The 24993-nt window shown below is 50.3% G+C and carries 20 protein-coding genes; 5 read left to right on the forward strand and 15 right to left on the reverse strand.

What is annotated here, in order from left to right:
- Positions 1-117 precede the first annotated feature (117 nt).
- The 5 genes from ilvB to tgt form a co-directional block, all read right to left on the reverse strand.
- The gene (ilvB, locus tag DWX32_RS07610) at positions 118-1806 is read right to left on the reverse strand and encodes a biosynthetic-type acetolactate synthase large subunit (RefSeq protein ID WP_118659567.1); all 1689 of its coding nucleotides are present in this window, start codon (positions 1804-1806) and stop codon (positions 118-120) included.
- 95 nt (positions 1807-1901) lie between these two features.
- Positions 1902-3563 (reverse strand): dihydroxy-acid dehydratase, encoded by a 1662-nt coding sequence (ilvD, locus tag DWX32_RS07615; RefSeq protein ID WP_117801682.1) that lies wholly within the window; start codon positions 3561-3563, stop codon positions 1902-1904.
- Between the two features lie 30 nt (positions 3564-3593).
- Entirely contained in the window at positions 3594-4679 is a 1086-nt protein-coding gene (gene leuB, locus DWX32_RS07620; RefSeq protein WP_117801683.1) for a 3-isopropylmalate dehydrogenase, read from the reverse strand.
- A gap of 272 nt (positions 4680-4951) precedes the next feature.
- The gene (yajC, locus tag DWX32_RS07625; protein ID WP_117509198.1) at positions 4952-5296 is read right to left on the reverse strand and encodes a preprotein translocase subunit YajC; all 345 of its coding nucleotides are present in this window, start codon (positions 5294-5296) and stop codon (positions 4952-4954) included.
- Positions 5297-5419: 123 nt separating this feature from the next.
- Positions 5420-6556: a tRNA guanosine(34) transglycosylase Tgt gene (gene tgt, locus DWX32_RS07630; protein ID WP_118659634.1), complete on the reverse strand. Its 1137-nt coding sequence runs from the start codon at positions 6554-6556 to the stop codon at positions 5420-5422.
- 257 nt (positions 6557-6813) lie between these two features.
- On the opposite strand from tgt, the gene DWX32_RS07635 reads away from it, so the two are divergent.
- Complete coding sequence (locus tag DWX32_RS07635; RefSeq protein ID WP_118659569.1) at positions 6814-11067, forward strand: 2-hydroxyacyl-CoA dehydratase; 4254 nt, start codon at positions 6814-6816, stop codon at positions 11065-11067.
- Positions 11068-11182: 115 nt separating this feature from the next.
- Here the strand turns inward: DWX32_RS07635 and DWX32_RS07640 are convergent, their stop codons facing one another.
- The 4 genes from DWX32_RS07640 to hisH are packed head-to-tail and all read right to left on the reverse strand — an operon-like array spanning position 11183 to position 14898.
- Complete coding sequence (locus tag DWX32_RS07640; protein ID WP_117801686.1) at positions 11183-12808, reverse strand: putative polysaccharide biosynthesis protein; 1626 nt, start codon at positions 12806-12808, stop codon at positions 11183-11185.
- Complete coding sequence (locus DWX32_RS07645) at positions 12801-13496, reverse strand: uracil-DNA glycosylase (protein WP_055265417.1); 696 nt, start codon at positions 13494-13496, stop codon at positions 12801-12803. The genes DWX32_RS07640 and DWX32_RS07645 overlap by 8 nt, the downstream gene beginning before the upstream one ends.
- Before the next feature lie 19 nt (positions 13497-13515).
- Positions 13516-14277, reverse strand: coding sequence for an imidazole glycerol phosphate synthase subunit HisF (gene hisF / locus DWX32_RS07650; protein WP_055265415.1), 762 nt, complete (start codon positions 14275-14277; stop codon positions 13516-13518).
- A gap of 3 nt (positions 14278-14280) precedes the next feature.
- The gene (gene hisH, locus DWX32_RS07655; protein ID WP_055265413.1) at positions 14281-14898 is read right to left on the reverse strand and encodes an imidazole glycerol phosphate synthase subunit HisH; all 618 of its coding nucleotides are present in this window, start codon (positions 14896-14898) and stop codon (positions 14281-14283) included.
- A gap of 278 nt (positions 14899-15176) precedes the next feature.
- On the opposite strand from hisH, the gene DWX32_RS07660 reads away from it, so the two are divergent.
- The 3 genes from DWX32_RS07660 to DWX32_RS07670 all read left to right on the forward strand — a co-directional run bounded on the left by DWX32_RS07660 (position 15177) and on the right by DWX32_RS07670 (position 18285).
- Positions 15177-15656 carry a COG2426 family protein gene (locus DWX32_RS07660; RefSeq protein WP_055265411.1) on the forward strand — a complete coding sequence of 160 codons (480 nt, stop codon included), beginning with the start codon at positions 15177-15179 and terminating at the stop codon, positions 15654-15656.
- Positions 15657-15978: 322 nt separating this feature from the next.
- Entirely contained in the window at positions 15979-17418 is a 1440-nt protein-coding gene (locus DWX32_RS07665) for a putative DNA modification/repair radical SAM protein (protein WP_055265409.1), read from the forward strand.
- A 99-nt stretch (positions 17419-17517) separates the two neighbouring features.
- Positions 17518-18285 (forward strand): TIGR03915 family putative DNA repair protein, encoded by a 768-nt coding sequence (locus DWX32_RS07670; protein ID WP_118659571.1) that lies wholly within the window; start codon positions 17518-17520, stop codon positions 18283-18285.
- Positions 18286-18289: 4 nt separating this feature from the next.
- Here the strand turns inward: DWX32_RS07670 and DWX32_RS07675 are convergent, their stop codons facing one another.
- From DWX32_RS07675 to recQ, 3 genes are all read right to left on the reverse strand, one after another.
- Complete coding sequence (locus DWX32_RS07675; protein WP_055227503.1) at positions 18290-18628, reverse strand: cyclic-di-AMP receptor; 339 nt, start codon at positions 18626-18628, stop codon at positions 18290-18292.
- A 137-nt stretch (positions 18629-18765) separates the two neighbouring features.
- Positions 18766-19647, reverse strand: a complete 882-nt coding sequence (locus DWX32_RS07680) for a hypothetical protein (RefSeq protein WP_118659573.1) — start codon at positions 19645-19647, stop codon at positions 18766-18768.
- Between the two features lie 52 nt (positions 19648-19699).
- Positions 19700-21535, reverse strand: a complete 1836-nt coding sequence (gene recQ, locus DWX32_RS07685) for a DNA helicase RecQ (protein WP_118659636.1) — start codon at positions 21533-21535, stop codon at positions 19700-19702.
- Between the two features lie 136 nt (positions 21536-21671).
- Between recQ and DWX32_RS07690 the strand changes: the two genes are divergently transcribed.
- On the forward strand, positions 21672-22565 hold the full coding sequence (locus DWX32_RS07690; protein ID WP_243037567.1) for a polysaccharide deacetylase family protein: 894 nt from the start codon (positions 21672-21674) through the stop codon (positions 22563-22565).
- A gap of 19 nt (positions 22566-22584) precedes the next feature.
- On the opposite strand, the gene DWX32_RS07695 is transcribed toward DWX32_RS07690, so the two are convergent.
- The 3 genes from DWX32_RS07695 to DWX32_RS07705 all read right to left on the reverse strand — a co-directional run bounded on the left by DWX32_RS07695 (position 22585) and on the right by DWX32_RS07705 (position 24990).
- Positions 22585-24009, reverse strand: a complete 1425-nt coding sequence (locus DWX32_RS07695; RefSeq protein ID WP_158554960.1) for an alanine/glycine:cation symporter family protein — start codon at positions 24007-24009, stop codon at positions 22585-22587.
- Between the two features lie 202 nt (positions 24010-24211).
- Complete coding sequence (locus DWX32_RS07700; RefSeq protein ID WP_022461914.1) at positions 24212-24766, reverse strand: hypothetical protein; 555 nt, start codon at positions 24764-24766, stop codon at positions 24212-24214.
- Positions 24763-24990 (reverse strand): hypothetical protein, encoded by a 228-nt coding sequence (locus DWX32_RS07705; protein WP_117801690.1) that lies wholly within the window; start codon positions 24988-24990, stop codon positions 24763-24765. Before DWX32_RS07705 ends, DWX32_RS07700 begins: the two co-directional genes overlap by 4 nt.
- Positions 24991-24993 lie beyond the last annotated feature (3 nt).

The following is a 24993-nucleotide window of genomic DNA, read 5'->3' on the forward strand; positions in this document are numbered from 1 at the left end:
TTTCCTTGTAATCGTTTGTACCTGTATTGCAGTTTTTCTTACAAGTCTGCAATTCATATGGTAATACGGTATTACTTTACCACGTTGAAACTATGATACCTCTTTGTTAGAAATATGTCAATCCTTTTCTTGTTCCTTTTTTGCCAGATCCTCTGCATCGAAGACATCCTCAATCGGTGCTCCGGCCGGAACCATCGGGAATACTTTTTCATCGCAGTCGATCCATACGTCGATCAGTGCCGGTTTTCCGCTCGCAATCGCCTCACGGATGGCTGGTCCCATTTCCTCTTTCTTCGTCACACGGATGCCCTTTACGCCGAGCGCCTCAGCAACCTTGACAAAGTCCGCCTGATCCTGCAGAACAGTGTTGGAATACCGTTTTCCATAGAACAGTGTCTGCCACTGGCGTACCATACCGAGTACATGGTTGTTGACAACGACTTCGATCACCGGAATGTTGTGTCTCGAAAGGGTTGCCAGTTCGTTCATATTCATGCGGAAGCAGCCGTCGCCTGCAATGTTGATAACGGTTTTGTCCGGGCGTCCCATTTTGGCGCCCATGGCAGCTCCAAGACCGAATCCCATGGTTCCAAGACCGCCGGAGGTTAAAAGGGTTCTCGGGCTCGTATACCGATAATACTGCGCCGCCCACATCTGATGCTGTCCGACATCGGTCGTGATGACAGCCTGGCCGTCGGTTGCCTTATAGATCTCCTCGATCACGAACGGTCCGGTAAGGCCTTCTTCATGCTTTAACGGGAATTTTTCTTTCATTGCCTCGATTTCGGCAATCCACTCGTCATGATGCATCGGCTCCAGCTTCGCATTCAGGCGTTTTAAGACTTCTTTGACGTCTCCGATGATGCTCGACTCGACAACAACATTCTTGTTGATTTCTGCCGCATCTACATCGATCTGAACGATTTTTGCATTGTTTGCAAATTTTGCGGCGTTTCCGGTGACACGATCGGAAAATCTTGCACCGAGCACGATCAGCAGGTCGCACTTCGTCACGCCATAGTTCGATGTTTTTGTTCCGTGCATACCGAGCATGCCGGTGTACAGCTGATCGGTTCCCGGGAAAGCGCCTTTTCCCATCAGGGTATCGCAGACCGGCGCCTGTATATGGTGTGCCAGTTCACGCACTTCCTCGGCCGCACCGGAGATGATGCTGCCGCCGCCCACGAAAATATACGGTTTTTTCGACTCCCGGATCAGAGATACAACGTGATCCAGTCCTTCTTCTGTGATTTTTTCGGTAGACAGTGCGATTGCTTCCGGTGTCTTTGGCTCATATTCATACGTTGCCGCCGTGACATCTTTCGTGATATCCACCAGAACCGGGCCCGGTCTTCCGCTCTTTGCAATCGAAAACGCACGGCGCAGCGTGTCTGCGAGAACCGTGATATCTTTTACGATCACGCTGTATTTTGTGATCGGCATCGCAACGCCTGCAATGTCAATCTCCTGAAAGCTGTCTTTTCCAAGCAGTGCCTTGCCTACGTTGCAGGTGATGGCTACCATCGGGGTAGAATCCATGTAGGCAGTTGCAATTCCAGTGACAAGATTTGTCGCACCAGGGCCGCTTGTTGCCATACATACGCCTGTTTTTCCGGTCGCACGCGCATACCCGTCTGCCGCATGGGCAGCACCCTGCTCGTGGGAGGTCAGGATGTGGTGGATTTCCGGATGACGGTAAAGCTCATCATAGATATTCAAAATCGTTCCCCCCGGATAGCCGAACACGGTGTCCACGCCCTGCTCCTTCAGGCACTCAATAACAATCTGTGATCCAGTTAATTCCATGTCTGTATGATTCCTTCCTTATCTTTTGGCTTTGTGTATGAAATCAGCCATCCGATGAAAATGCACGTTCGGACGGCTGATATGATTTTTTTCTATTAGAACTCCAGAATGGCTCCCTTATTTGCGCTGGAAACCATCTTTGCGTAGCGTTTCAGATAGCCTGTGGTTACTTTCGGCTCTCTCGGAGTCCATGCAGCTTTTCTGCGTGCCAGCTCTTCATCCGATACGGCAAGCTCCAGCTTGTGCTCCGGAATATTGATGCGGATCAGGTCGCCTTCCTCAACGAGCGCGATCGGACCGCCTTCTGCTGCCTCAGGGCTGACATGGCCGATGGATGCACCGCGGGATGCGCCGGAGAAACGGCCGTCTGTAATCAGAGCTACGGAAGAGCCAAGTCCCATACCTGCAATCGCAGAGGTCGGATTCAGCATCTCACGCATACCAGGACCTCCCTTTGGTCCCTCATAACGGATGACAACAACGTCGCCTGCCACAATCTTGCCGCCGCGGATTGCCTCGATGGCATCCTCCTCACAGTCGAAGACTCTGGCCGGTCCTTCGTGAACCTGCATCTCCGGTACAACGGCAGAACGTTTGACGACTGCGGTATCCGGTGCCAGGTTTCCTTTCAGGACAGCAATACCGCCGGTCTTGCTGTATGGATTTTCTACCGGACGGATGATCTCCGGGTTTTTGTTGACACAGCCTTTGATATTCTCGCCAACGGTCTTTCCGGTTGCGGTCATGCACTCGGTGTGCAGAAGTCCCAGTTTATTCAGCTCGTTCATAACGGCATAAACACCGCCGGCCTCGTTCAGCTCCTCGATGTAGTGGTATCCTGCCGGAGCCAGATGGCAGAGGTTCGGGGTCTTCTCACTGATGGCATTTGCCATCTCCGGATTCAGCTCTACGCCTGCCTCATGCGCGATGGCCGGCAGATGCAGCATACTGTTGGTGGAACATCCAAGTGCCATATCGACGGTCAGAGCATTTAAGAATGCTTCTTTTGTCATAATGTCTCTTGGACGGATATTCTGTTTTAACAGCTCCATAACCTGCATACCGGCTCTCTTGGCCAGGCGCAGACGCTCGGAATATACGGCCGGAATCGTTCCGTTTCCTTTTAAGCCCATGCCGAGAACCTCGGTCAGGCAGTTCATGCTGTTTGCAGTGTACATACCGGAGCAGGAACCACAGGTCGGGCATGCATTGCACTCAAAATCATAAACATCTTCCTCTGTCATAGTTCCGGCAGCGTAGGATCCAACCGCCTCGAACATGCTGGAAAGACTTCTCTTCTCACCTTTTACATGGCCGGCAAGCATCGGACCGCCGCTGACAAATACGGTCGGAACATTGACTCTTGCTGCTGCCATCAGAAGGCCAGGTACGTTCTTATCACAGTTCGGGATACATACCAGTGCATCAAACTGGTGAGCCATTGCCATACACTCGGTGGAATCGGCGATCAGGTCACGGGTAACGAGGGAATATTTCATTCCGATGTGGCCCATGGCAATACCGTCACAGACTGCAATGGCCGGGAACACGATCGGTGTTCCGCCTGCCATGGCAACGCCCATTTTTACAGCTTCTGTAATTTTATCCAGGTTCATATGGCCCGGTACGATCTCATTGTAGGAGCTTACGATTCCTACGAGCGGTTTTTTCATTTCTTCTTCGGTCAGACCCAGCGCACGCATCAGAGAACGCTGTGGCGCCTGTGCGATTCCTTTTTTTACAGCATCACTTCTCATGATTTTTTCCTCTTTTCTTATCTTACAGTTTTATGCCAGTGCTTTTACCAGCAGATCTCCCATTTCGGATGTAGATACCTGGGTACATCCCTCAGACATAATGTCTACGGTTCGGTATCCGTCTTTTAAAATTTTCTGTACAGCATTTTCGACTGCCTCTGCCTCCTGATCGAGATCCAGGGAATAGCGGAGCATCATGGCTGCGGACAGAACCGTTGCAATCGGGTTTGCGATGTTCTTTCCTGCGATGTCCGGTGCGGAGCCGTGGCTTGGCTCGTACAGACCAAATTTTGTCTCGTTCAGGCTGGCGGAAGAAAGCATTCCGATCGAGCCTGCTACCATACTTGCCTCATCGGAAAGAATATCTCCGAACATGTTCTCGGTCAGAACGACGTCAAACTGGCACGGATTGTGGACGATCTGCATCGCACAGTTGTCGACCAGCATATGCTCTAAGGTAACTTCCGGGTAATCTTTTGCAACATCCTCTACCACGGATCTCCACAGACGGGAGGAATCGAGAACGTTTGCTTTATCTACGCTCGTTACTTTTTTCTTTCTCTTCATGGCGATGTCGAATGCACGGATTGCAATGCGGCGGATTTCGGTCTCGCTGTAGGTCAGCGTATCGGTTGCTTTCCGGATGCCGTTTTCTTCTACAGTGCTGCGCTCTCCAAAGTACAGGCCGCCGGTCAGTTCACGCATAATCAGCATGTCGAAGCCCTCGCCGATGATCTCTTCTTTTAACGGGCAGGCATCTTTCAATTCCTGATACAGGTAAGCCGGACGCAGGTTTGCAAACAGACCTAACGATTTCCGGATTTTTAAGAGTCCTGCCTCCGGGCGCTTGTCCGGGCTTAATTTGTACCATGGGGATGTTTTTGCATCTCCTCCGATGGAGCCCATCAGGACAGCGTCGCATTTCTTTGCTTCTTCTATGGTTTCATCTGTCAGCGGCACGCCGTGCACATCAATGGAGGCTCCGCCCAGCAGAAGGTTGGTATATTCAAACTTATGTCCATATTTCTCGCAGACAGCGTCCAGAACTTTTTTTGCTTCCTTTACAATTTCCGGTCCGATTCCGTCACCGTGAATTAATCCAATACGGTATTCCATATCTTTCTCCCTCTTTTCTTCCGGCTGAAAAACCGTTCTATTTTCTCTGCGTCTATAGCATTTCTAAATTATACGCCATTTTTCCGGTAATTTCAACACGAAATTTCTTTGTATCGGACGAAACGCAATAATCTTTTTGCTTTTTTGCCATTTAAAAGAAAAATACGCGGCATTTTTCGCCGTGTTCCGCCGAAGAAGTTTCGGGGCAGAAAAAACGCAGGCATTCGTTTTTTTGAATACCTGCGTTTTTCTTGGCTTTTCGCCGTGTAAAATTATTTTTTCTTTTCTGTTTTTTCTTCAACGACTGCTGTCTCCGGTTTTTCAACCTCTGTAATGGCTGTTTTACGCATCGGGATACGGCAGTTTTTGTTGTTTCCGAACTCTACGATGACATCGTCGTCTGTGATATCGATGACTACGCCGTAGAAACCGCTTGTCGTGATGACCGCATCGCCGACTGCGAGGTCATTCAGCATTGCCTGAAGTTTTTTCTGCTCTTTTTTCTGCGGGCGGATCATTAAGAAATACATCATACCGAACATGATGACCAGCCACATAATTAACATACCAGTGCTCATCACACCGCTGTTTGCTGCTGTTGTTGTTGCTAAAAACATTTTCTTTCCTCCTGTTATTCGAGAGTACATCCCGTTCTTTAGACACACCTATCATAATACACAATCCGGAACCGATGGGCAAGTCTTTTTCGGATATTTTCCAAAGATTTCATACTTTCCCGATTACTTTTTGTCGTATTCCTCAAATCCTGCGAGTTTTGCCCGTTTGTAGGAAGCAAAATTGCCCTCGTCCAGCGCGGTCCGGATTTCTGTCATCATATTGTTGTAGAAATACAGGTTGTGCAGAACACAGAGCCGCATGCCGAGCATCTCTTTTGCTTTCAGCAGATGACGGATGTAGGCTCTGCTGTAGTGACGGCACGCCGGGCACTGGCAGCCTTCCTCGATCGGACGCGGATCCAATTCGTATTTCTGGTTGAACAAATTCATTTTTCCATGATTTGTATAAACGTGACCGTGACGTCCGTTCCGGCTCGGATATACACAGTCGAAGAAATCAACGCCGCGCTCTACACCCTCGAGAATATTGGCCGGTGTTCCGACACCCATCAGATATGTCGGTTTTTCTTTTGGCAGATGCGGAACCACTTCATCGAGAATATGATACATCTCCTCGTGGCTCTCTCCTACTGCCAGGCCGCCGACCGCATAGCCATCGAGATCCATCTCGGAAATCCGTTTTGCATGGTCAATGCGGATATCCTCATAAATCGCACCCTGGTTGATTCCGAACAGAAGCTGATGTTTGTTGATCGTGTCTTCCCGCTGGTTCAGCTCCTGCATCTTATTTTTGCATCGCTGCAGCCATCTCGCCGTGCGGTCGACAGAGTTTTGCACATAACGGCGCTCTGCCACACTAGACGGGCACTCGTCGAAAGCCATCGCGATGGTTGAAGCCAGGTTGGACTGGATCTGCATACTCTCCTCCGGTCCCATAAAGATCTTTCTTCCATCTACGTGCGAGTGGAAATAGACACCCTCCTCCTTGATTTTCCGAAGGCCTGCCAGAGAAAACACCTGGAATCCGCCGGAATCGGTCAGGATCGGTTTGTCCCAGACCATGAATTTGTGGAGTCCGCCCATCTTCTTTACGACTTCATCTCCCGGGCGCACATGGAGGTGATACGTATTGGAAAGTTCTACCTGCGTGCCGATCTGCTGGAGATCTTCGGTGGAAACAGCTCCCTTGATTGCTGCTGCAGTTCCGACATTCATGAATACCGGCGTCTCGATATTGCCGTGCACGGTTTCCATATGGGCGCGCTTCGCTCTTCCTTCCATTTTCAGAATTTTATACATAACGCTTTTCATCCTTTCTCAATGATCCCTGCCTCCTGTTTTCATGCAGGGCATACTATTTTTAGTATACAGGCAAAATCTGTTTTTGACAATGCCTGAATTTTCTTTTTTCTGCCTTTTTCCCTCCTGGTTTCTCCATTTTTCACAAGGACTTTATACTTTTTTCATAAGACATCGCCCTTTTTCCAATTGTATTTCCTTATTTTTTGTCGTATAATGTGTTGAGATTGTTTCTTATTATAAAAGGAGTTTGATTCATGACTGATAAAAAATATACTCTCGGAATCGACATCGGTTCCACCACTGTTAAAATTGCGATCCTCGACGAAGAGAACCAGCTTCTCTTTGCCGATTACGAGCGCCATTTTGCAAACATTCAGGAAACCCTTGCCCACCTGCTCGGGGAAGCACACGAAAAGCTGGGCGAACTGACCTTGCAGCCGGTCATCACTGGTTCCGGCGGACTTGCTCTTGCCAACCACCTCGGCATCCCGTTCACGCAGGAAGTTATCGCGGTTTCCACTTCGTTAAAAGCACTCGCTCCGCAGACCGACGTTGCCATCGAGCTCGGCGGTGAGGATGCCAAGATCATCTATTTTGAAGGCGGCAATGTGGAGCAGCGTATGAACGGTATCTGCGCCGGCGGCACCGGTTCGTTCATCGACCAGATGGCTTCTCTTCTGCAGACCGATGCAACCGGACTCAACGAATACGCGAAGCATTACCAGGCGATTTATCCGATCGCAGCACGCTGCGGTGTATTCGCAAAAACCGATATCCAGCCGCTCATCAACGACGGTGCAACAAAAGAGGATCTTTCCGCTTCCATTTTCCAGGCAGTTGTCAACCAGACCATTTCTGGTCTTGCCTGCGGTAAACCGATCCGCGGCCACGTTGCCTTTCTCGGCGGCCCGCTGCACTTCCTCTCGGAATTAAAGACAGCATTCGTCCGTACCTTAAAACTGGATGACGAGCATACAATCGTACCGGACAACTCCCACCTGTTTGCAGCCATCGGTTCTGCGATGAATGCAGACGGAAAAACCGAAATTTCCCTTCTCGCACTGAAAAAACGGCTCGAAGAGAAAGTTGCTATCGATTTTGAGGTTGCCCGTCTTGAGCCGCTGTTTAAAGATCAGGCCGAGTATGACGAATTTCTGGCGCGCCAGAGTGTCAACAACGTCGTGACCGCCGATCTTTCCACCTACGAAGGAAACTGCTATCTCGGTATTGATGCCGGTTCCACGACGACCAAAGCTGCTCTCGTCGGCGAAGATGGTGCTCTTCTCTATTCCTTCTACAGCAACAACCACGGAAATCCGCTCGGCACATCGATCCGCGCGATCCAGGAGATCTACTCCAAACTGCCGGATTCCGCACAGATCGCCTGGTCCTGTTCGACCGGTTACGGCGAGGCGCTCATCAAAGCTGCACTGATGCTGGACGAGGGTGAGGTAGAGACGATTTCCCATTATTACGCTGCCGCATTCTTTGATCCGGAAGTCGACTGTATTCTCGACATCGGCGGCCAGGATATGAAGTGCATCAAGATCAAAAACGGCACCGTAGACAGCGTACAGCTGAACGAGGCATGTTCCTCAGGCTGCGGTTCCTTCATCGAGACGTTCGCGCAGTCCCTGAACTACAGCGTGCAGGATTTCGCGCATGAGGCGCTGTTTGCAAAACACCCGATCGATCTTGGTACCCGCTGTACCGTATTTATGAATTCCAAGGTAAAACAGGCGCAGAAAGAGGGCGCATCCGTCGCCGATATTTCTGCCGGACTTGCCTGCTCCGTTATTAAAAACGCATTATATAAGGTAATTAAAGTTTCGGATGCCACCGAGCTGGGACGCCACATCGTCGTACAGGGCGGTACATTCTACAACGACGCTGTTCTCCGAAGCTTTGAGCGGATCGCCAACTGCGAAGCCATCCGCCCGGACATCGCCGGCATCATGGGTGCGTTCGGTGCGGCGCTGATCGCAAGAGAGCGCTACTCCGCCGATCAGGAGACCACGATGCTCTCCATTGAAAAGATCAACGAGCTGAAATATTCGACCACGATGGCAAACTGTAAGGGATGTACGAACAGCTGCCGTCTGACCATCAACAAATTCTCCGGCGGCCGTCAGTACATCAGCGGAAACCGCTGCGAGCGCGGTATCGGAAAAGAGAAAAACAAAGATCATATTCCGAACCTGTTCGAATACAAATACAAACGGATCTTCGGCTACCAGCCGCTGCCGCAGGATGAAGCGATCCGCGGAGAGGTCGGCATTCCGAGAGTCCTCAATATGTTTGAGAATTATCCGTTCTGGTACACCTTCTTTACGCGGCTGAAATACCGCGTGGTACTCTCTCCGACCTCGAGCCGCAAGATCTACGAGCTCGGTATTGAGTCGATTCCAAGTGAATCCGAGTGCTATCCGGCCAAACTGGCGCACGGCCATGTGACCTGGCTCTTACGCCACGGTGTGAAGTTCATCTTCTACCCGTGTATCCCGTACGAGCGCACCGAGTTCCCGGAAGCCATCAACCACTACAACTGCCCGATCGTTACCTCGTATGCGGAAAATATCAAAAACAACGTGGACGAGCTGCAGGACGATTCCATTACGTTCCGCAATCCGTTCCTTGCGTTTACGAGTGAAAAGGTGCTTGCCGATGGTCTTGTCAAAGAGTTCTCCGGTCTGCCGGAGGATGAAGTCCGTGCTGCTGTTCATGCCGGATGGGAAGAGCTTGGCGCTGCAAGACGCGATATGCAGAAAAAAGGCGAGGAAACGCTTCAGTATATGAAAGAAACCGGCCGCAGAGGCATCGTGCTTGCCGGCCGTCCGTACCACATCGATCCAGAAATCCATCACGGTATCCCGGATATGATCAACTCCTACGGACTGTGCGTGCTGACGGAGGACTCTGTTTCCCATCTGGCACCGCTCGAGCGTCCGCTCCGTGTCAATGACCAGTGGATGTACCACACCCGTCTGTATGCAGCTGCAAACTATGTAAAGACACGCGACGATCTTGACCTGATTCAGCTGAACTCGTTCGGCTGCGGTCTCGACGCCGTTACCACCGATGAGGTTTATGAGATTCTGACCAGAAGCGGCAAGATTTATACCTGCCTGAAGATTGATGAGGTCAACAACCTCGGCGCTGCCAGAATCCGTGTCCGCTCTCTGCTCGCTGCCCTCCGTGCACATGACCGGAAACAGGCGGTACGCGAGATTCTTCCGTCCTCGATCCAGAAACCGGTCTTCACGAAAGAAATGCGGAAAGACTACACCATCCTCTGCCCGCAGATGTCACCGATCCACTTCTCGATTCTGCAGCCGGCGTTCAACGCAGCCGGATACAATCTGGAAGTGCTTCCGAACGACAACAAAGAGGCGGTTGATGTCGGACTGAAATACGTTAACAACGATGCCTGCTATCCGTCTCTGATGGTAGTCGGACAGATTATGCAGGCGCTGCTCTCCGGCAAGTATGACCTGAACAAAGTGGCTGTCATCATGAGCCAGACCGGCGGCGGCTGCCGTGCTTCGAACTATATCGGATTTATCCGCCGTGCCCTGGAGAAAGCCGATATGACACAGATTCCGGTAATCTCCATTAACTTAAGCGGTCTGGAAGAAAATCCGGGCTTTAAGATTACACCGGATCTTGCGATCCGTCTCTGCTATGCGGCAGAATTCGGCGATATCATGATGAAATGTATTTACCGGATGCGTCCTTATGAGCAGAAGAAGGGTACAACAGACCGGATTCATCAGAAATGGGAAAAGATCTGTATTGATTTTATTTCAGCAAAACGCTTAAGCCATACCCGCTTCAAACAGATCTGCCGCACGATGATTCGCGATTTCGACCACATTCCGATCACCGATGAAAAGAAACCGCGTGTCGGTATTGTCGGCGAGATTCTTGTTAAGTTCCTTCCGGCGGCTAACAACCATCTGGCGGAGCTGCTTGAGAGTGAAGGCGCGGAACCGGTTGTCCCGGATCTGATCGACTTCTTCTGTTACTGCTTCTACAATACGAACTTCAAGGTAGAGCACCTGGGATTCAAAAAAAGTTCTTCGATGCTGGGAAATACCGGTATTAAACTGATCAATTGGCTGCGCAGTGCGGCGGTTGCGGAGTTCAAGAAGAGTGAGCATTTTGATCCACCGGCCGATGTGCGGGATCTGGCAAAATATGCTTCCCCGATTGTATCCTGTGGTAACCAGACCGGTGAGGGATGGTTCCTGACGGGCGAGATGATGGAGCTGATTCACAGTGATGTTTACAACATCGTCTGTATCCAGCCGTTTGCATGCCTGCCGAACCACATTGTTGGTAAGGGTGTGATTAAGGCAATCCGTAAGGAGTATCCGAAGGCAAATATCGTGGCTGTCGACTACGATCCCGGTGCTTCGGAGGTGAATCAGCTGAACCGTATTAAACTGATGCTTTCTACTGCAAATAAGAATCTGAAGCAGAAATTGCGTGAAGAAAAAGACGTGTAAATTTACATAGTTTCAAGCAAAGCGGATATTCGCAATCCGCTTTGCTATTTGCTTGATTCAGTTAACCGAAAAGGCGGTCAGAGTCGAAAAACTCTGACCGCCTTTTCTATTGGTTTTAGCGGTAAATCCGCAGGATACGGAGAACCTTTACCAGTTTTGTTCCCATTGGCATGCGGCGCATTTCGGCCTCGGTTGTCCCGGTTACAACCACAAAAGCAATCAAATATACAACAATTGCAATCAGGATTGCGATCAGCATGCTGATGGATGGGCGTTTGGTGATGGCAAAGAGCCCATAGTAAACAACCCAGGTTACGACGCCCATGATTGCAGCTGCAATCAATGGTTTTACATAGGTGTTTTTGAATTCGTTGCGGAAATTCAAGTGTTTGCGGATTGATAGATTATTTAGTATGCACATGCTTAAGGAAAACAGGATTCCCGCAAAGACAACAGCATAGATATTTGTCTTCGGGAAGACTGCGAGAATCAAAGCCAGGATGGCAAGATCCATTCCAAGGGAAATGGCAGCGTTGTGCAGGGCTTTTTTCTGCTGGCCGATGGACTGCAGGACGCTGTTGGTAATGGTGGACAGTGCCGAAAACACAACTGAGACTGCACCCATCATCAACAGTTTGCCGGAAAGGCTCGAGCTTGACGGGAACAGAACTCCTGTGATCGGGAATGCCAGGACGCCAAGACCGACAGCTGCCGGGATGGAGATGAACATCGTCAGACGGATCGTCTCAAGAATCTTGTCGTTTGCCTCATCGAGATCACCGGTCGCATAACACGAGGATACCTCCGGCATCATCGCGGATGCGGATGCACTTGCCATAGCAAGCGGGACGTTGATCAGGGTAACATAATAGTTGGAAAACTCTCCATATGCGGCATTCAGTGCTTTCTGATTCTCTCCGTGCCATCCGAGGATGGTGAAGAACAGGTAATTGTCCAGGTAAGCGTTGCAGTTATAAATAAAGGTCGTAAAGATAACCGGTGTTACCATCAGAAAAAGAACCTGAAAAATTTCGCGGTAGGATTCTTCGCGGTGGCGCGTGTCCTTTGCCACTTTCCGCAGAATGGTTTTCCGATTTACGCCATAGACAATCAACATGAAGCAGAGGCCTGCCAGGACACCGGCTCCTGTTCCGAGGGTTCCGCCGGCGGCACCGAATTTGGCATGTTCGGTATCGTTTGTCGCGAACTGCTGGATGAAGAACCAGGCGGCGCCAATACTGAATGCGGCGTTGAATACCTGCTCGATGATCTGTGAAATTGAGGTCGGAATCATCGTGCTGTGGGCCTGGAAATAGCCACGCAGAACGCCGAGAACAGCCGAGAAAAAGATCGTCGGCGCCAATACACGCAGGGCGAGGAGTGCATTCTGCTGGTTATACGGCAGAAGGAATTTCCCGCCAAAGAATGCCACCAGTGCAGCAACTCCACCTACGATCACGGCGTAAAGAAGGGCACCGTGGAACACGCGATGTGCATTTCGGTACTCTTTTAATGCCAGACGTTCGGATACGATTTTTGACACTGCCATCGGAATACTATAGGAGGAGATCAGAAGCAGAATCGTATACAGATTACTCGCCGTACTGTAATAGCCAAGTCCCTCATTTCCAATCGTTTCGCCGAGCGGTGACCGGTATAAAAGACCGATCACACGTGAGATAATCGTTGCCGCCATTAAAATAGAAGTATTTCTCAATAATGTATTTTTCTTTTTACTCATGCTTTTGCTCCCGTATTACATTTTCGATCTGCCAGTCAATCGGCGCAAGACCGTTTTCTTCCAGATATTCGTTTGTTCTGGAAAACGGATGGCTGCCGAAAAATCCACGGTATGCAGAGAGCGGACTCGGATGAGCGGACATCAGCACCAGATGTTTCGGATTGTGGATCATCTCTTTTTTGCGCTGTGCGGGACGTCCCCAGAGGATGAATACCATCGGGCGGTCCTGCCCGGCGAGCACTTTGATTGCCGCGTCCGTGAACTGCTCCCAGCCGATTTCCTTGTGGGAATTTGCCTGATGCGCACGCACAGTCAGCACCGTGTTCAGCATCAGAACACCCTGCCGTGCCCATTTTTCGAGATAACCGTTGTTCGGGATGTAGCATCCCAGATCGTCTTCGAGTTCCTTGTAAATATTGACCAGAGACGGCGGAATGTCTACTTCCGGTTTTACGGAAAAGCAGAGTCCGTGCGCCTGTCCCGGCTCGTGGTACGGATCCTGGCCTAAGATGACCACTTTTACCTGCTCGAGCGGGGTAAAGTGGAACGCATTGAAAATATCATCAGCCGGCGGGTAAATAGTGCGGGTTTTGTACTCCGCTCCCACCGTCTGAAACAGTTTTTTATAATAATCTTTGGAGAATTCTCCTTTCAGGGCATTGGCCCAGCTTCCGCTAAGAGGCGGCATATCGTTTTCTCCCTTCCTTTTACAGGCGGACCGGCACATTGCGGCCTGCCAGATATTCTTTGACTTCACGAATTTCCAGTTCTTTGTAGTGGAACAGAGATGCGGCAAGTGCGGCATCGGCTTTTCCTTCGGTTAAAGCGTCATAGAAATGCTCCAGCGTTCCTGCGCCGCCGGATGCGATGACCGGAATGCCGACACTTTCTGCGATGGTTCTTGTCAGCTCAATATCATACCCTGCCTTTGTTCCGTCACAGTCCATGCTGGTGAGCAGGATTTCTCCGGCGCCAAGGCTTTCTGCTTTTTTTGCCCACGCAACGGCATCGATGCCGACATCAATGCGGCCGCCGTTTTTATAGATATTCCAGCCGCTTCCGTCCGCTCTTTTCTTTGCATCGATCGCAACGACCACGCACTGGCTGCCGAATTTCTGTGCCGCGTCGTGGATGAGCTGCGGATTGTTGATGGCAGAGGAGTTGATCGAGATTTTATCGGCTCCTTCGCGGAGCAGCATCTTGAAATCATCCACGGTACGGATTCCGCCGCCAACGGTGAATGGGATAAAAACGTTTGCTGCTACTTTGCGTACCATATCAACGACGGTTCCTCTCTGATCGGAGGAAGCAGTGATATCAAGAAAAACAACTTCATCGGCTCCTGCCTTGTCGTACGCTTTTGCGATCTCCACCGGGTCACCGGCATCTTTTAAATCGACGAAATTAACGCCTTTTACGACTCTTCCGTTTTTTACATCCAGGCATGGGATAATTCGTTTTGTAAACATCCGTCAGTCCTCCTCTCCAATTTCCGCAAAATTTTTCAGAATGGCAAGCCCAAGATCTGAGCTCTTTTCCGGGTGGAACTGGCAGGCGAACAGATTTTCTTTTTCCACAGATGCATGGATGTGTGTACTGTACTCTGTCGTTGCTTTTACAATTTCCTCCTCTTCTGCTTTCAGATAGTAGGAGTGGACAAAGTAAACATACGATTCCTGCGGGATGCCTTTGAATAAGCGTCCACCGTTCTGCAGATGGATGGAATTCCAGCCCATGTGCGGAATCTTTAAGCCCTCTTTGTCCGGAATCCGGAGAATTTCTCCTTTTAACAGACCAAGGCCTGCAACGCCCGGGCTCTCTTCGCTGCGTTCAAACAGGATCTGAAGCCCGAGACAGATTCCAAGAAACGGAGTCCCTTTTTCTACGATTTCATGAATAACCGGCACCAGATGATAGCGGTTCAGATTTTCCATCGCATCTCCAAAGCTGCCGACACCCGGCAGAACGACGTGATCTGCGCGTTTTAACACGTCTGGATCCCTGGTCAGTACAACCTCTTTTCCAAGGCTTTGAAAGGCTTTTTCCACGCTTTTTATATTTCCGGCATCATAATCGATCAGTGCAATCATAGGTGGGTCCTCCTCGTTTGTTATTTCAGTCCACGCCCCCTGTCATTGGGGGCATCTCTGCTGTTCTTTTGCAAACAGTACACTTCATTCTAACATACCGTTTTCTAAAATTCAAATTTTGAAAGTTATAAAATTATACAAAAATGCAGAAATTCTTAAGATTTCTTTTACTCCCGCTCCTTTCTTTCTTTTTATACTGGACAAATGGCGGGCATCACGCTACAATAAGAGCGTTGCACTAAGAAACGATAACATTTTGCAAAAAACGAGAGGTGTATATGATTACCAAATATCTGATTGTATTTTTGATTTCCATGGTTCCGCTCATCGAGCTGCGTGGTGCGATTCCGTACGCGGTAGCTTTCCATATTCCGACGCTTCCGGCCTATCTGATCGCCGTCATCGGAAATATGCTTCCGGTTCCGGTTATTTTCCTGTTCGCTCGAAAGGTTCTTGTCTGGGGATGTGATAAAAAGTATATCGGAAAGTTCTTCACCTGGTGTCTGGAAAAAGGCGAAAAAGGCGGGGAAAAACTGAAAGCAAAAGCCGGCCGCGGACTTCCGCTCGCCCTGCTGCTCTTCGTCGGCATCCCGCTCCCGGGAACCGGCGCATGGACCGGCACACTGGCCGCAAGTATCCTCGATATGGACTTTAAGACCAGCGTTCTCGCCATCATGGGCGGTGTTCTCCTTGCAAGCGTCATCATGCTGCTTGCAAGTTCCGGCGTATTCGGGGCAATTGGGGCGCTTTTGGCGTAAACGGCTCTGCTTCCGTTTCAATTCCATAAAATTTGGCTTACAGCCGCACAGATTTGTTTTTCCGATCTGTGCGGCTGTTTTTGTATAACTTTTTTCTAACAGAAATTTTCCCTGCTGTTTCCTGTTCACGTTTTTCCGGATCGAATTCTGTTTCTTTTCTTCCAGTATTTTCTTGTACTATTTTCATTTTTCCTCTTGAACATTCGTTCGATTTGTGTTACACTTCTTTTATCGAACAGTTGTTCTTTTTATAAAATACCTGTTATCTTATTGTTTTACTTTTATTCGTATTCATTTGGACATAGAAAGGAATTTTTCTGCCATGCAGTTATCATCACAAACACTTTCTCTCTCCGAGAAGCTGAATCTTCTCGCTGACGCGGCCAAATACGACGTTGCGTGCACTTCCAGCGGTGTGAACCGTGCCGGAAAACAGGGACATCTCGGCAATTCGGTCTCCTGCGGTATCTGCCACAGCTTTTCTTCCGACGGACGCTGTATCTCTCTGTTGAAAATTCTGCAGAGCAACGACTGTATCTACGACTGTAAATACTGCGTCAACCGCGCCGGGAATGACCGGCAGCGCGCCACGTTTACACCGGAGGAGGTCTGTACACTCGTCACGGAATTTTATCGCCGAAACTATATTGAGGGACTCTTTTTAAGTTCCGCCGTCTGCAAAAATCCTGCCCATACGATGGAGCTCATGTACCGCACTCTGCATCTTTTACGTAATCGTTACCGCTTTAACGGCTACATCCACGTCAAAGCTATCCCGGGCGCACCCGCCGAGCTGATCGAAAAGACCGGCTATCTCGCCGACCGCATGAGCGTCAATCTGGAACTCCCGACCGGAGAAGGGCTGCAGAAACTGGCCCCGCAGAAGACACAGAAAGCGATTTTAAAACCCATGCGCCAGATCCAGTCCGGTATTGTAGATTACCGGCTGACCGCAGGGAAAAGTGCTTTTTTAGAGCGTTCCTCGGGAAACCGCTATCTCTCCCACTCCATTTTCGATACACGAAAGCAGATTTCCGCCTCCGCTGCCGATCTGGGCTGGATCTCTTCTTCCTCCGCGCGGTCGCTGCCGGAAAAGGAACGCTCTGCTCCCTTCGTTCCTGCCGGCCAGAGCACGCAGATGATCATCGGTGCGACAAAGGAAAACGATTACCAGCTTCTCTCCACCTCACAGCTTCTCTACCAGCAGTATGACCTGAAGCGCGTCTTTTACTCCGCCTACATTCCGGTCAACGAGGATTCCGCCCTGCCCTCACGTGAAACCAAGCCGCCGCTTCTTCGGGAACACCGCCTTTATCAGGCAGACTGGCTGCTCCGTTTCTACGGTTTTCAGGCGGATGAACTGCTCGATGAAGCCCACCCGAACTTCCATGCACAGCTCGACCCGAAATGCGACTGGGCACTGCGCCATATGGAGCTGTTTCCGGTGGAAATCAACACGGCTGAGTATGCCGACCTTCTGCGCGTTCCCGGCATCGGGCCGAAATCGGCCATGCGGATTGTAAAGAGCCGCAGAAGCTCCCATCTTTCCTTTGAGCATCTGAAAAAGATCGGTGTGGTGCTGAAACGCGCCAAATATTTTATCACCTGCGAGGGAAAAATGATGTATCACATGCGGCTGGAACAGCAGTTTCTGACCCGGCAGCTCACAGGAGAGGAAGCCGCCTCCAACTGGGAGGTTTCCCATCCGGAACAGTATCAGCAGCTTTCTCTGTTTGATGCTGCCGTACCTGGGCATATATAATCCCGGGCGTTCTTCTCACGGAAAAGCCTTTTTGCTGTATCTGCGCTTTTTTGCAGAAGGCTGTTGTCTGTATCAATTGATTTCAGAAAGGATTTTATTATGACTGTTTACACCTGCAGCCCGGATCTTGCGTCGATCCTGACCTGCATCTATGAAGCCTGGAATTCCCGTGTCGGCTACCGCAATGTACGGCTGATGACGGAACCAGTCGGCAATCTGGAGCTGTTCTGCGATTACTGCCATGTTGAGCCGGACACAGAAAAAGCCGCCAGCGTCACGCGATCCATTCAAAAGAAGATCGGCGCAGCAGCCTGGCGGCTCGTCTATCTCTGTGCAATGTCCGAGAGAAGCGACGCTCCCGACATCATTTATCGTTTTCTGCTCTACGGCTTTTCCTATGGAAAGGATACTCTGCATATGCTGCAGGAACCGGCGGTATTCCACGCTTTTGAAGTTTCCCGTCAGGTCACAAATGAAGCGCATTCGTTCCGGGAATTTATCCGTTTTGCAAATATTTCCTCCGGTTTTCCGATCCTGGTCTCGCATATTTCCCCGAAAGCTAATGTGCTGACCCTGGTCGCTCCCCATTTTTCTGACCGGCTCCCCTCAGAAAACTGGATGATTCTCGATGATAACCGGCAGCTTGCCGTCGTGCATCCCGCTGACCGGCCCTTTTATCTGACCCGTCTTTCTCCGGGTGAAATAGAACGCCTTTCCCTCACGGAATCCACTTTGGATCCTTACGAAGAACTCTGGAAAGGATTTTTCACCGCAATTGCCATCAAAGAGCGTTCCAATCCCGACTGTCAGCGTACGCATCTGCCGCTCCACTACCAGAATCATATGCCGGAATTTAAAAATCTTTAGAGTCTTAGAATTTTTCCAGCTGTTCCATGTTCAGCACAAACACAGTACAGCCTCCTGTCTGGGTATCAATCGGAACAGAGTAATTTCCGCCCGGGCAGAAGTTTCCGCTTTCCATCGGGGTGGCCGCATAGGTAACTGTTTTCCGAAGCCCTGCTTCCTGTTTTAAGATCGCAAGCACAGCGTCGAGCTTATGATCATCGGTTCCGATCAGCAGTGTTGTGTTCTTCTCCTTCAGGAAACCGCCGGTCGTGGCAAGCTCCGTCACAAAAAAGCCTTTTTTGTTCAACTCGGCAATGGTGTCTGCCTCGTCCTCTTTCCGTAATACAGCAACAATTAACTTCATACAAATTCCTCCTCGCATCCTCCGGTCAAACGGATTCTGATTTTTGAAAAGTCAGCTGCTTATGCCGTATGGCACATTGCATTTTTCTGTTTTCACAGTAAAAATAGCATAATATCACGGAAAAAGAAAGTCTTTTTTTACTTTTTCACTTCAAATCCGTATGACACGGTTCCATTTTCGAATACCGCGTCCACTTCGTAGATGTAGCCGGCCTCGGCTCCCGGAATGCTCCAGCTCTCCGCATGCTCCACAGAAACGCTTTCTCCCTCCGGGTAACCATTGCCAAAGTTCTGCCCCCGGTCTTCGGCCGGCCATCTTTCTGCTGTGACAGAATCCGGCTCCTCCGAGAAGACAAGCTCCAGATCGGTTTTTCCTTCGTCATTTTCTATATTCAGATCACTCAGTTCCGTCCATTCCAGAATGAACGCACTGTCCGCAACGACGTTCTGACCATTGCCGTCCTCATCAACATAAGACCAGGTATAACCTCCCTGTGTTGCCATAGCTGTCACCTGGGCATTTGGCTGTGTGTAGCACAGATTCAGAAACGGAATTTCCGATGGATCCTTTTCCGGCAGAATCTGGGAAAGTTCCTCATCGAATTTTTCTGCATCCGCCTCCGTACCGCCGCTGATTCTTATAATACGGCTGATACCCGGATATTGTCCCGGATAGGAGTTCAGCATAATACCGTCGCCCTCCACTTGAAGAAAATCTCCTTTTTTGATCTCGGACGGATCAATGGCATTTCCATTTTCATCGTAAAGTGTGTCGGACGGTGTATGTGTCACATAGATGTTTCCGTGTTCCAGATCTCCCAGGTACCATAACCCGGAATCTTCTGCAAGAAATACGGCTTTCTGTACTTCTTCTGCCCTATTGCTGTCCTCTGCAGCACTTTCTGTATCTGCATTCAGATTTCGGTCCCGTTCCGTTTTCATATAGATTCCGCCTCCAATCAGCACGGCGGCAACTACAACACCGGTCACTCCAAAAATAACTGCGTTTTCTTTTTTCATAAGCGTATTCTTCCTTTCCTGTTGTTTTCCCGTTTTTTTTACACGACTTGTTTTATCTTTCTGCAAGACATGCAAGAAACTGCTCCCCGTATTTTTCAAACTTGCTCTCGCCGACCCCGGAAACAGCCAGCATTTCCTCTTTATTTGACGGTCTCTCTACCGCCATCTGGATCAGTGTTTTATCCGAAAAGATAATATACGGAGGCACTTTATGCTCCTTTGCAAGCTCCATCCGAAGTGCCCGCAGTTTTTCGAATACCACGGCCTCCTCGTTGGAAAGCTCCTTTGCCGCTGCCGAGGTTTTTGTCTTTGTCTTCTCTTTTGCGGCTTTCGGAATCCGTTTTTCTTCTTTTGCCATCTTCATCAGCATCGTGCCGTCCTCATCCAGCAGCTCCGCCGCTTTTGGCAACAGGCGCACAATGCTGTATGTGTCGGCCGTTACATAGAGATATTCCCGAACCTGCAGTTCATTTAAGATCTGCCGCAGCCGGTAGACCGGCTCTTTTGCCAGTTCCCCGTAATGGGAGTTTTCATCCATGCGGTACTGGCGGATTTTCGCGGTATTCGCACCGTGCAGGGTATCGAGAATCACCGTCGTGCCGTACCGCTGACGGCATTCCCGCACACAGCCAAGGATTGCCTTTGCCGTCGCTGTCGCATCCACCGTTTCAAATTCCGAGAGGCAGCTGGAACAGTTTCCACAGTAATTGGAACCGTATTCCCCGAAATACCGCAGGATATAATCTCTGAGACACTCATGGGTGAAACAGTAAAACGTCATTTTCTTCAGCCGTTCCTCCTCCCGCTGACGGATCAGCGCTGTCGTCTCGGGATCCTCACTCTCCTGCGCCATGTTTTCGATAAAAAACTGGTTTGTGATCACATCCTGTCCCGCGTACAGCAGAATGCATTCCGCCGGAAGGCCATCCCGTCCCGCACGGCCGGCCTCCTGGTAATAGCTTTCCATATTTTTCGGCATATTATAATGGATGACGTACCGCACATTCGATTTATCGATTCCCATACCAAAAGCGTTTGTCGCTACCATGATCTGCTTCCGGTCATAAATAAAATCTTCCTGGTTTTCCTTCCGTTCCAGGTCAGAAAGACCCGCATGGTATCTTGTGACAGAATATCCTTTCTGCTCGAGTTTCTCACAGACCTCCTCCACATTTTTTCTGGTCAGACAGTAAATAATTCCGCAGTCCGCCTCGTGCTCTGCAAGGAATGATTCCACGGCTGCGAATTTATCTTTCGGCTGCTGTACCGTAAATTTCAGATTTTTCCGGTCAAAGCCTGTGACCAGACGTACCGGATCACGCAAAGACAGCAGTGCTTCGATATCATCCCGTACCTCTTTTGTTGCCGTTGCCGTAAAGGCACCGATCACCGGCCGTGCGGGAAGCTGCTCGACAAACTCTGTGATTTTCAGGTAGCTTGGGCGGAAATCCTGACCCCACTGGGAAATACAGTGTGCCTCATCAACACTAATCATCGAAATTTCCATCGACTGCACCGCGCACAAAAATTCCGGTGTCAGAAGGCGTTCCGGGGCGACATAAATAATCTTGTACCGGCCCTCCATGGCAAAGCCGAGTGCCTTCCGGTACTGCGCCGCACTTAAGGAGCTGTTCAGAAACGCAGCGTGAATCCCCGCCTGGTTCAGGGTCGATACCTGATCCTTCATCAGAGAAATCAACGGTGATACCACCAGGGTAATTCCTGGCAGCAGAAGCGCCGGAATCTGATAACACAGCGATTTTCCTGCTCCGGTCGGCATGATGCCGAGCACGTCCTGTCCGTTCAGAAGCGCATCCACCAGCATCTCCTGCCCCTCTCGGAAGGAATCGTAACCGAAGTACTTTTTTAAAACCTCATATTTTGTCATCTTGTTTTTCTCTGCCCTTTCCATCCACTCTACCTCCATTGTGACATAGATTGCAGGTAAAGTCAAACCGATGTGTGCCGCATGTTTTCTTTCATCCATACATATATTGTCTCAAAAAGTCCTGGAGGGGGATTTTATGCGTTCTCTTTCACCCCTTTCCCGCCGGATCCTGAAAAAAGCCGGTATCGCCGCCGCTTTTTTCTGCTCCGCTTTTCTTTTTGGCTCTATTCTGTCCCACTTTACCTGCCGTGCGCTCCGAAAGGCAGCCCCAGTTTTTCTCTCTGCTGCGCCGGAGACACCTGTTTCTTCCGTTTCGATGCCCGTCCTCTCCTCTGCTGCCGAAAACTGGGGGCTCTCCTTCCCGGAAAAAGGGAAGACTCCCGTCGGCAATGCTACATCCGAAGAGCTTGCCGCCTACAACGCCTGGTTTGCCGCTTCACCGGAAGAAAACATCATCTATCTGACGTTTGACTGCGGCTATGAAAACGGCAACACCCCGGCGATCCTTGACGCACTCCAGAAGCATCAGGCACCCGCAGCGTTCTTTGTCGTCGGCAATTTTCTCTCCGATCAGCCGGATCTTGTCAAACGCATGGCGGCAGAAGGCCATATCGTCGGAAACCACACCTGGTCGCACCCGGATATGTCCAAAATTTCCACGCAGGAAGCCTTCTCCGAAGAGCTGAACCGTGTTTCCGCTCTTTACCAGGAAACCACCAGCCAGGAAATGGTGAAATTTTACCGGCCTCCGCAGGGAAAATACAGCACGCAGAACCTGCAGATGGCAAAAGATCTCGGCTATCAGACTTTTTTCTGGAGTCTTGCCTATGTAGACTGGTACCAGGATCAGCAGCCGACCCACGAGGAGGCTTTCAAAAAGTTGACCGGACGCATTCATCCCGGTGCCATCGTCCTGCTTCATAATACCTCATCCACCAACGCGGAGATTCTCGATGAGCTGCTGACGAAATGGGAAGAAATGGGATATTCTTTCGGCTCTCTCGATCAGCTCGCATCGAAATCTGCCTGAGGACCGGAAATACGGTTTCTCATGTATTTCTATCTTTCTTTTGTTCTGCTTTTTTTATCCTGCTTTCAAACCGGAATGCCTCCTCTTTTACTTCCTTCCAGAGCCGCAGCACACAGAGCAGATTCGGCACCGCCATGCAGGCATTGGCAAGCTCCGCAAAATTCCAGACCGTTTCCGCCATGCAGACGCACCCGGCAAACGCTGCAAAGCAGAAGAAAACACGGTAAACCATTCCGAAGCTATCCTTTTTCACCAGCCAGAGAAACGCCTGCTCCCCCTGGTATGCCCAGCCGGCCATCGTTGCAAATGCGAACAGCAGAATCCCGACCGCGACAACATAGCCTCCCGCCGGTCCGAACACACTTTCAAAGGCCTGAATTACCATCGCCGCTCCATCCGCTTTTTCCGCCTCCAGTATCCCCTCTGCCGCCCCGGTCACTCCAACGGCAAGGCCGGTCACAAGACAGATCACCATGGTATCAACGAACACACCTGTCATGCTGATGTACCCCTGCCGCACGGGATCGTCGGTCTGTGCCGCCGCAGCACTGATTCCTCCTGCTCCAAGCCCTGCTTCATTCGAAAACACACCGCGGGAAATTCCATACCGCAAGGCCGGCGGCAGCAGGGAAATTCCCGCACCCACCGCTCCTCCCGATACCGCCCGGAAAGAAAACGCGTCCCGTACTATCGCAAGCAGTGTCCGCGGAAGCTCTCCGGCGTGCAGACCGATTACCATTCCTGCCCCGCCCAGATAAAAGAGTGCCATTCCCGGTACCAGCACCTCCGCCGCTTTTGCAATGGAACGCAGTCCGCCTGTCACCACGAGCAGAAGAAGAATCGTCAGCACCAACGCGCTTTTTTCTCTTGCCACGCCAAACGTATCCTGCATCGCCAGCGCAATCGAGTTTGCCTGCGTCATATTGCCCATTCCGAGAGATACCAGCACGGTGCTTCCGGCAAAAAACACAGCCAGCATCTTCGCCAGCCGCTCCCCCGGAAATGCTCTGGTCAGCGTCACCATCGGACCGCCGCAGTATGTTCCGTCTTTTCTTTGCATCCGGTACTGCACCGAGAGAAAACTCTCAGAAAATTTCAAAGCAAGTCCCACAACCGCCGCCAGCATCATCCATCCCAGTGCTCCCGGTCCTCCAAGCGCCATTGCGGAGGCAACCCCCACGATATTGCCCGTCCCGATCTCCGCCGCAAGTTCCGTCATCAGCGATGCGAACGGCGAAACTCCCGCTTCTGTTTTCTCCCCGCTGTACCTCGCCTCACGGCCGAATGCTGTACGAAGTGCAAAGAACAACCGTCGAATGGGTAGCGCGCGAAGCTGGATGGTCAGAAAAATGCCTGTCCCAAGCAGCAGAAAAAGAAGCGGCGGTCCCCAGGCGGCTGCATTCACCGCTTTTAGAAATGCATTGATTTTTTCGAGCGTGGCCATATCCATTCCTCCCTGTACAAAGTTCCAAAGGAAAGCAGTTCCCGTCCCTCCATTGTTAAACGGTTTTCTGTCCATGCATCGCAATGTTTTCTCTGCACTTTATGCAGCACCGCACAAAAAAAGAACCCGACAGCAGCCTTACGACCCGTCCGGTTCTTTCGATCTTCATCTTATTTTGTTGTATTCCGCTTCCGCCCGTTTTTCAGGACTCCTGCTCCTTTAAATCATCCGCCACGAGAACACCCGCTTTGAAGCCCATCAGCATCATCTCGAGCATTTCCGCATCGTAATTGCGGTATTTCAGGTAATAAAACAGCGAATCGAGATAATTCAGAAAGCCTTTTTTCGTCTCCGGACTTAAAATCACCCGTTTTCCGTCGCCCATCAGATATTTGGCAATCCGGGAAAAGACGAACTTTTCGTTCAGAAATGCCATCGCATCCGATGTCTCATCCTCCACCAGGATCTGGATCGGTTTTCTCCGCAGCAGCCAGTAGGTCTCATAGGAGATCACTTTCAATGAATTGATATGCTTTGCCTGATGAAAATGTTTCAGGCGGGAAATATCTGTGAAATAGTCCAGCACTGCATGGCTCAACAGCGACTCGCTGATCTGAATTTTCTCGCGGATGCCGAGACTCTTGGCAAATTCCTCGATTTCTTCGTAAAAAACAGCGTAACGGCTCTGGATTACTTCCTCGGAAAATTCTTCCAGAAGTCCGTCGTAGTTTGTGTATATTTTTTCTATTGTATTCATTTTTCCTCCCCGGGCAGATTCAGGATTTCATAGCAGAGTTTCGTCCGGACAAAGTCTGTATATTCGGTCATCTCGCGTTTTTCCATTGTTCCGTAGCGGATCGGCGAGTTATTTCCCATCAGATGTTTTCGGATTTTTCCGGCTTTGACTGCCGCCATCATATTCTCCGCAGAGTCCTCTGCTGCATGAGAGAAGCCCATGCGGCCCGTGTTTCTTCCATCCATTTT

It is taken from the genome of Blautia sp. AF19-13LB (assembly GCF_003479105.1).
GTDB lineage: Bacteria > Bacillota > Clostridia > Lachnospirales > Lachnospiraceae > Fusicatenibacter > Fusicatenibacter saccharivorans.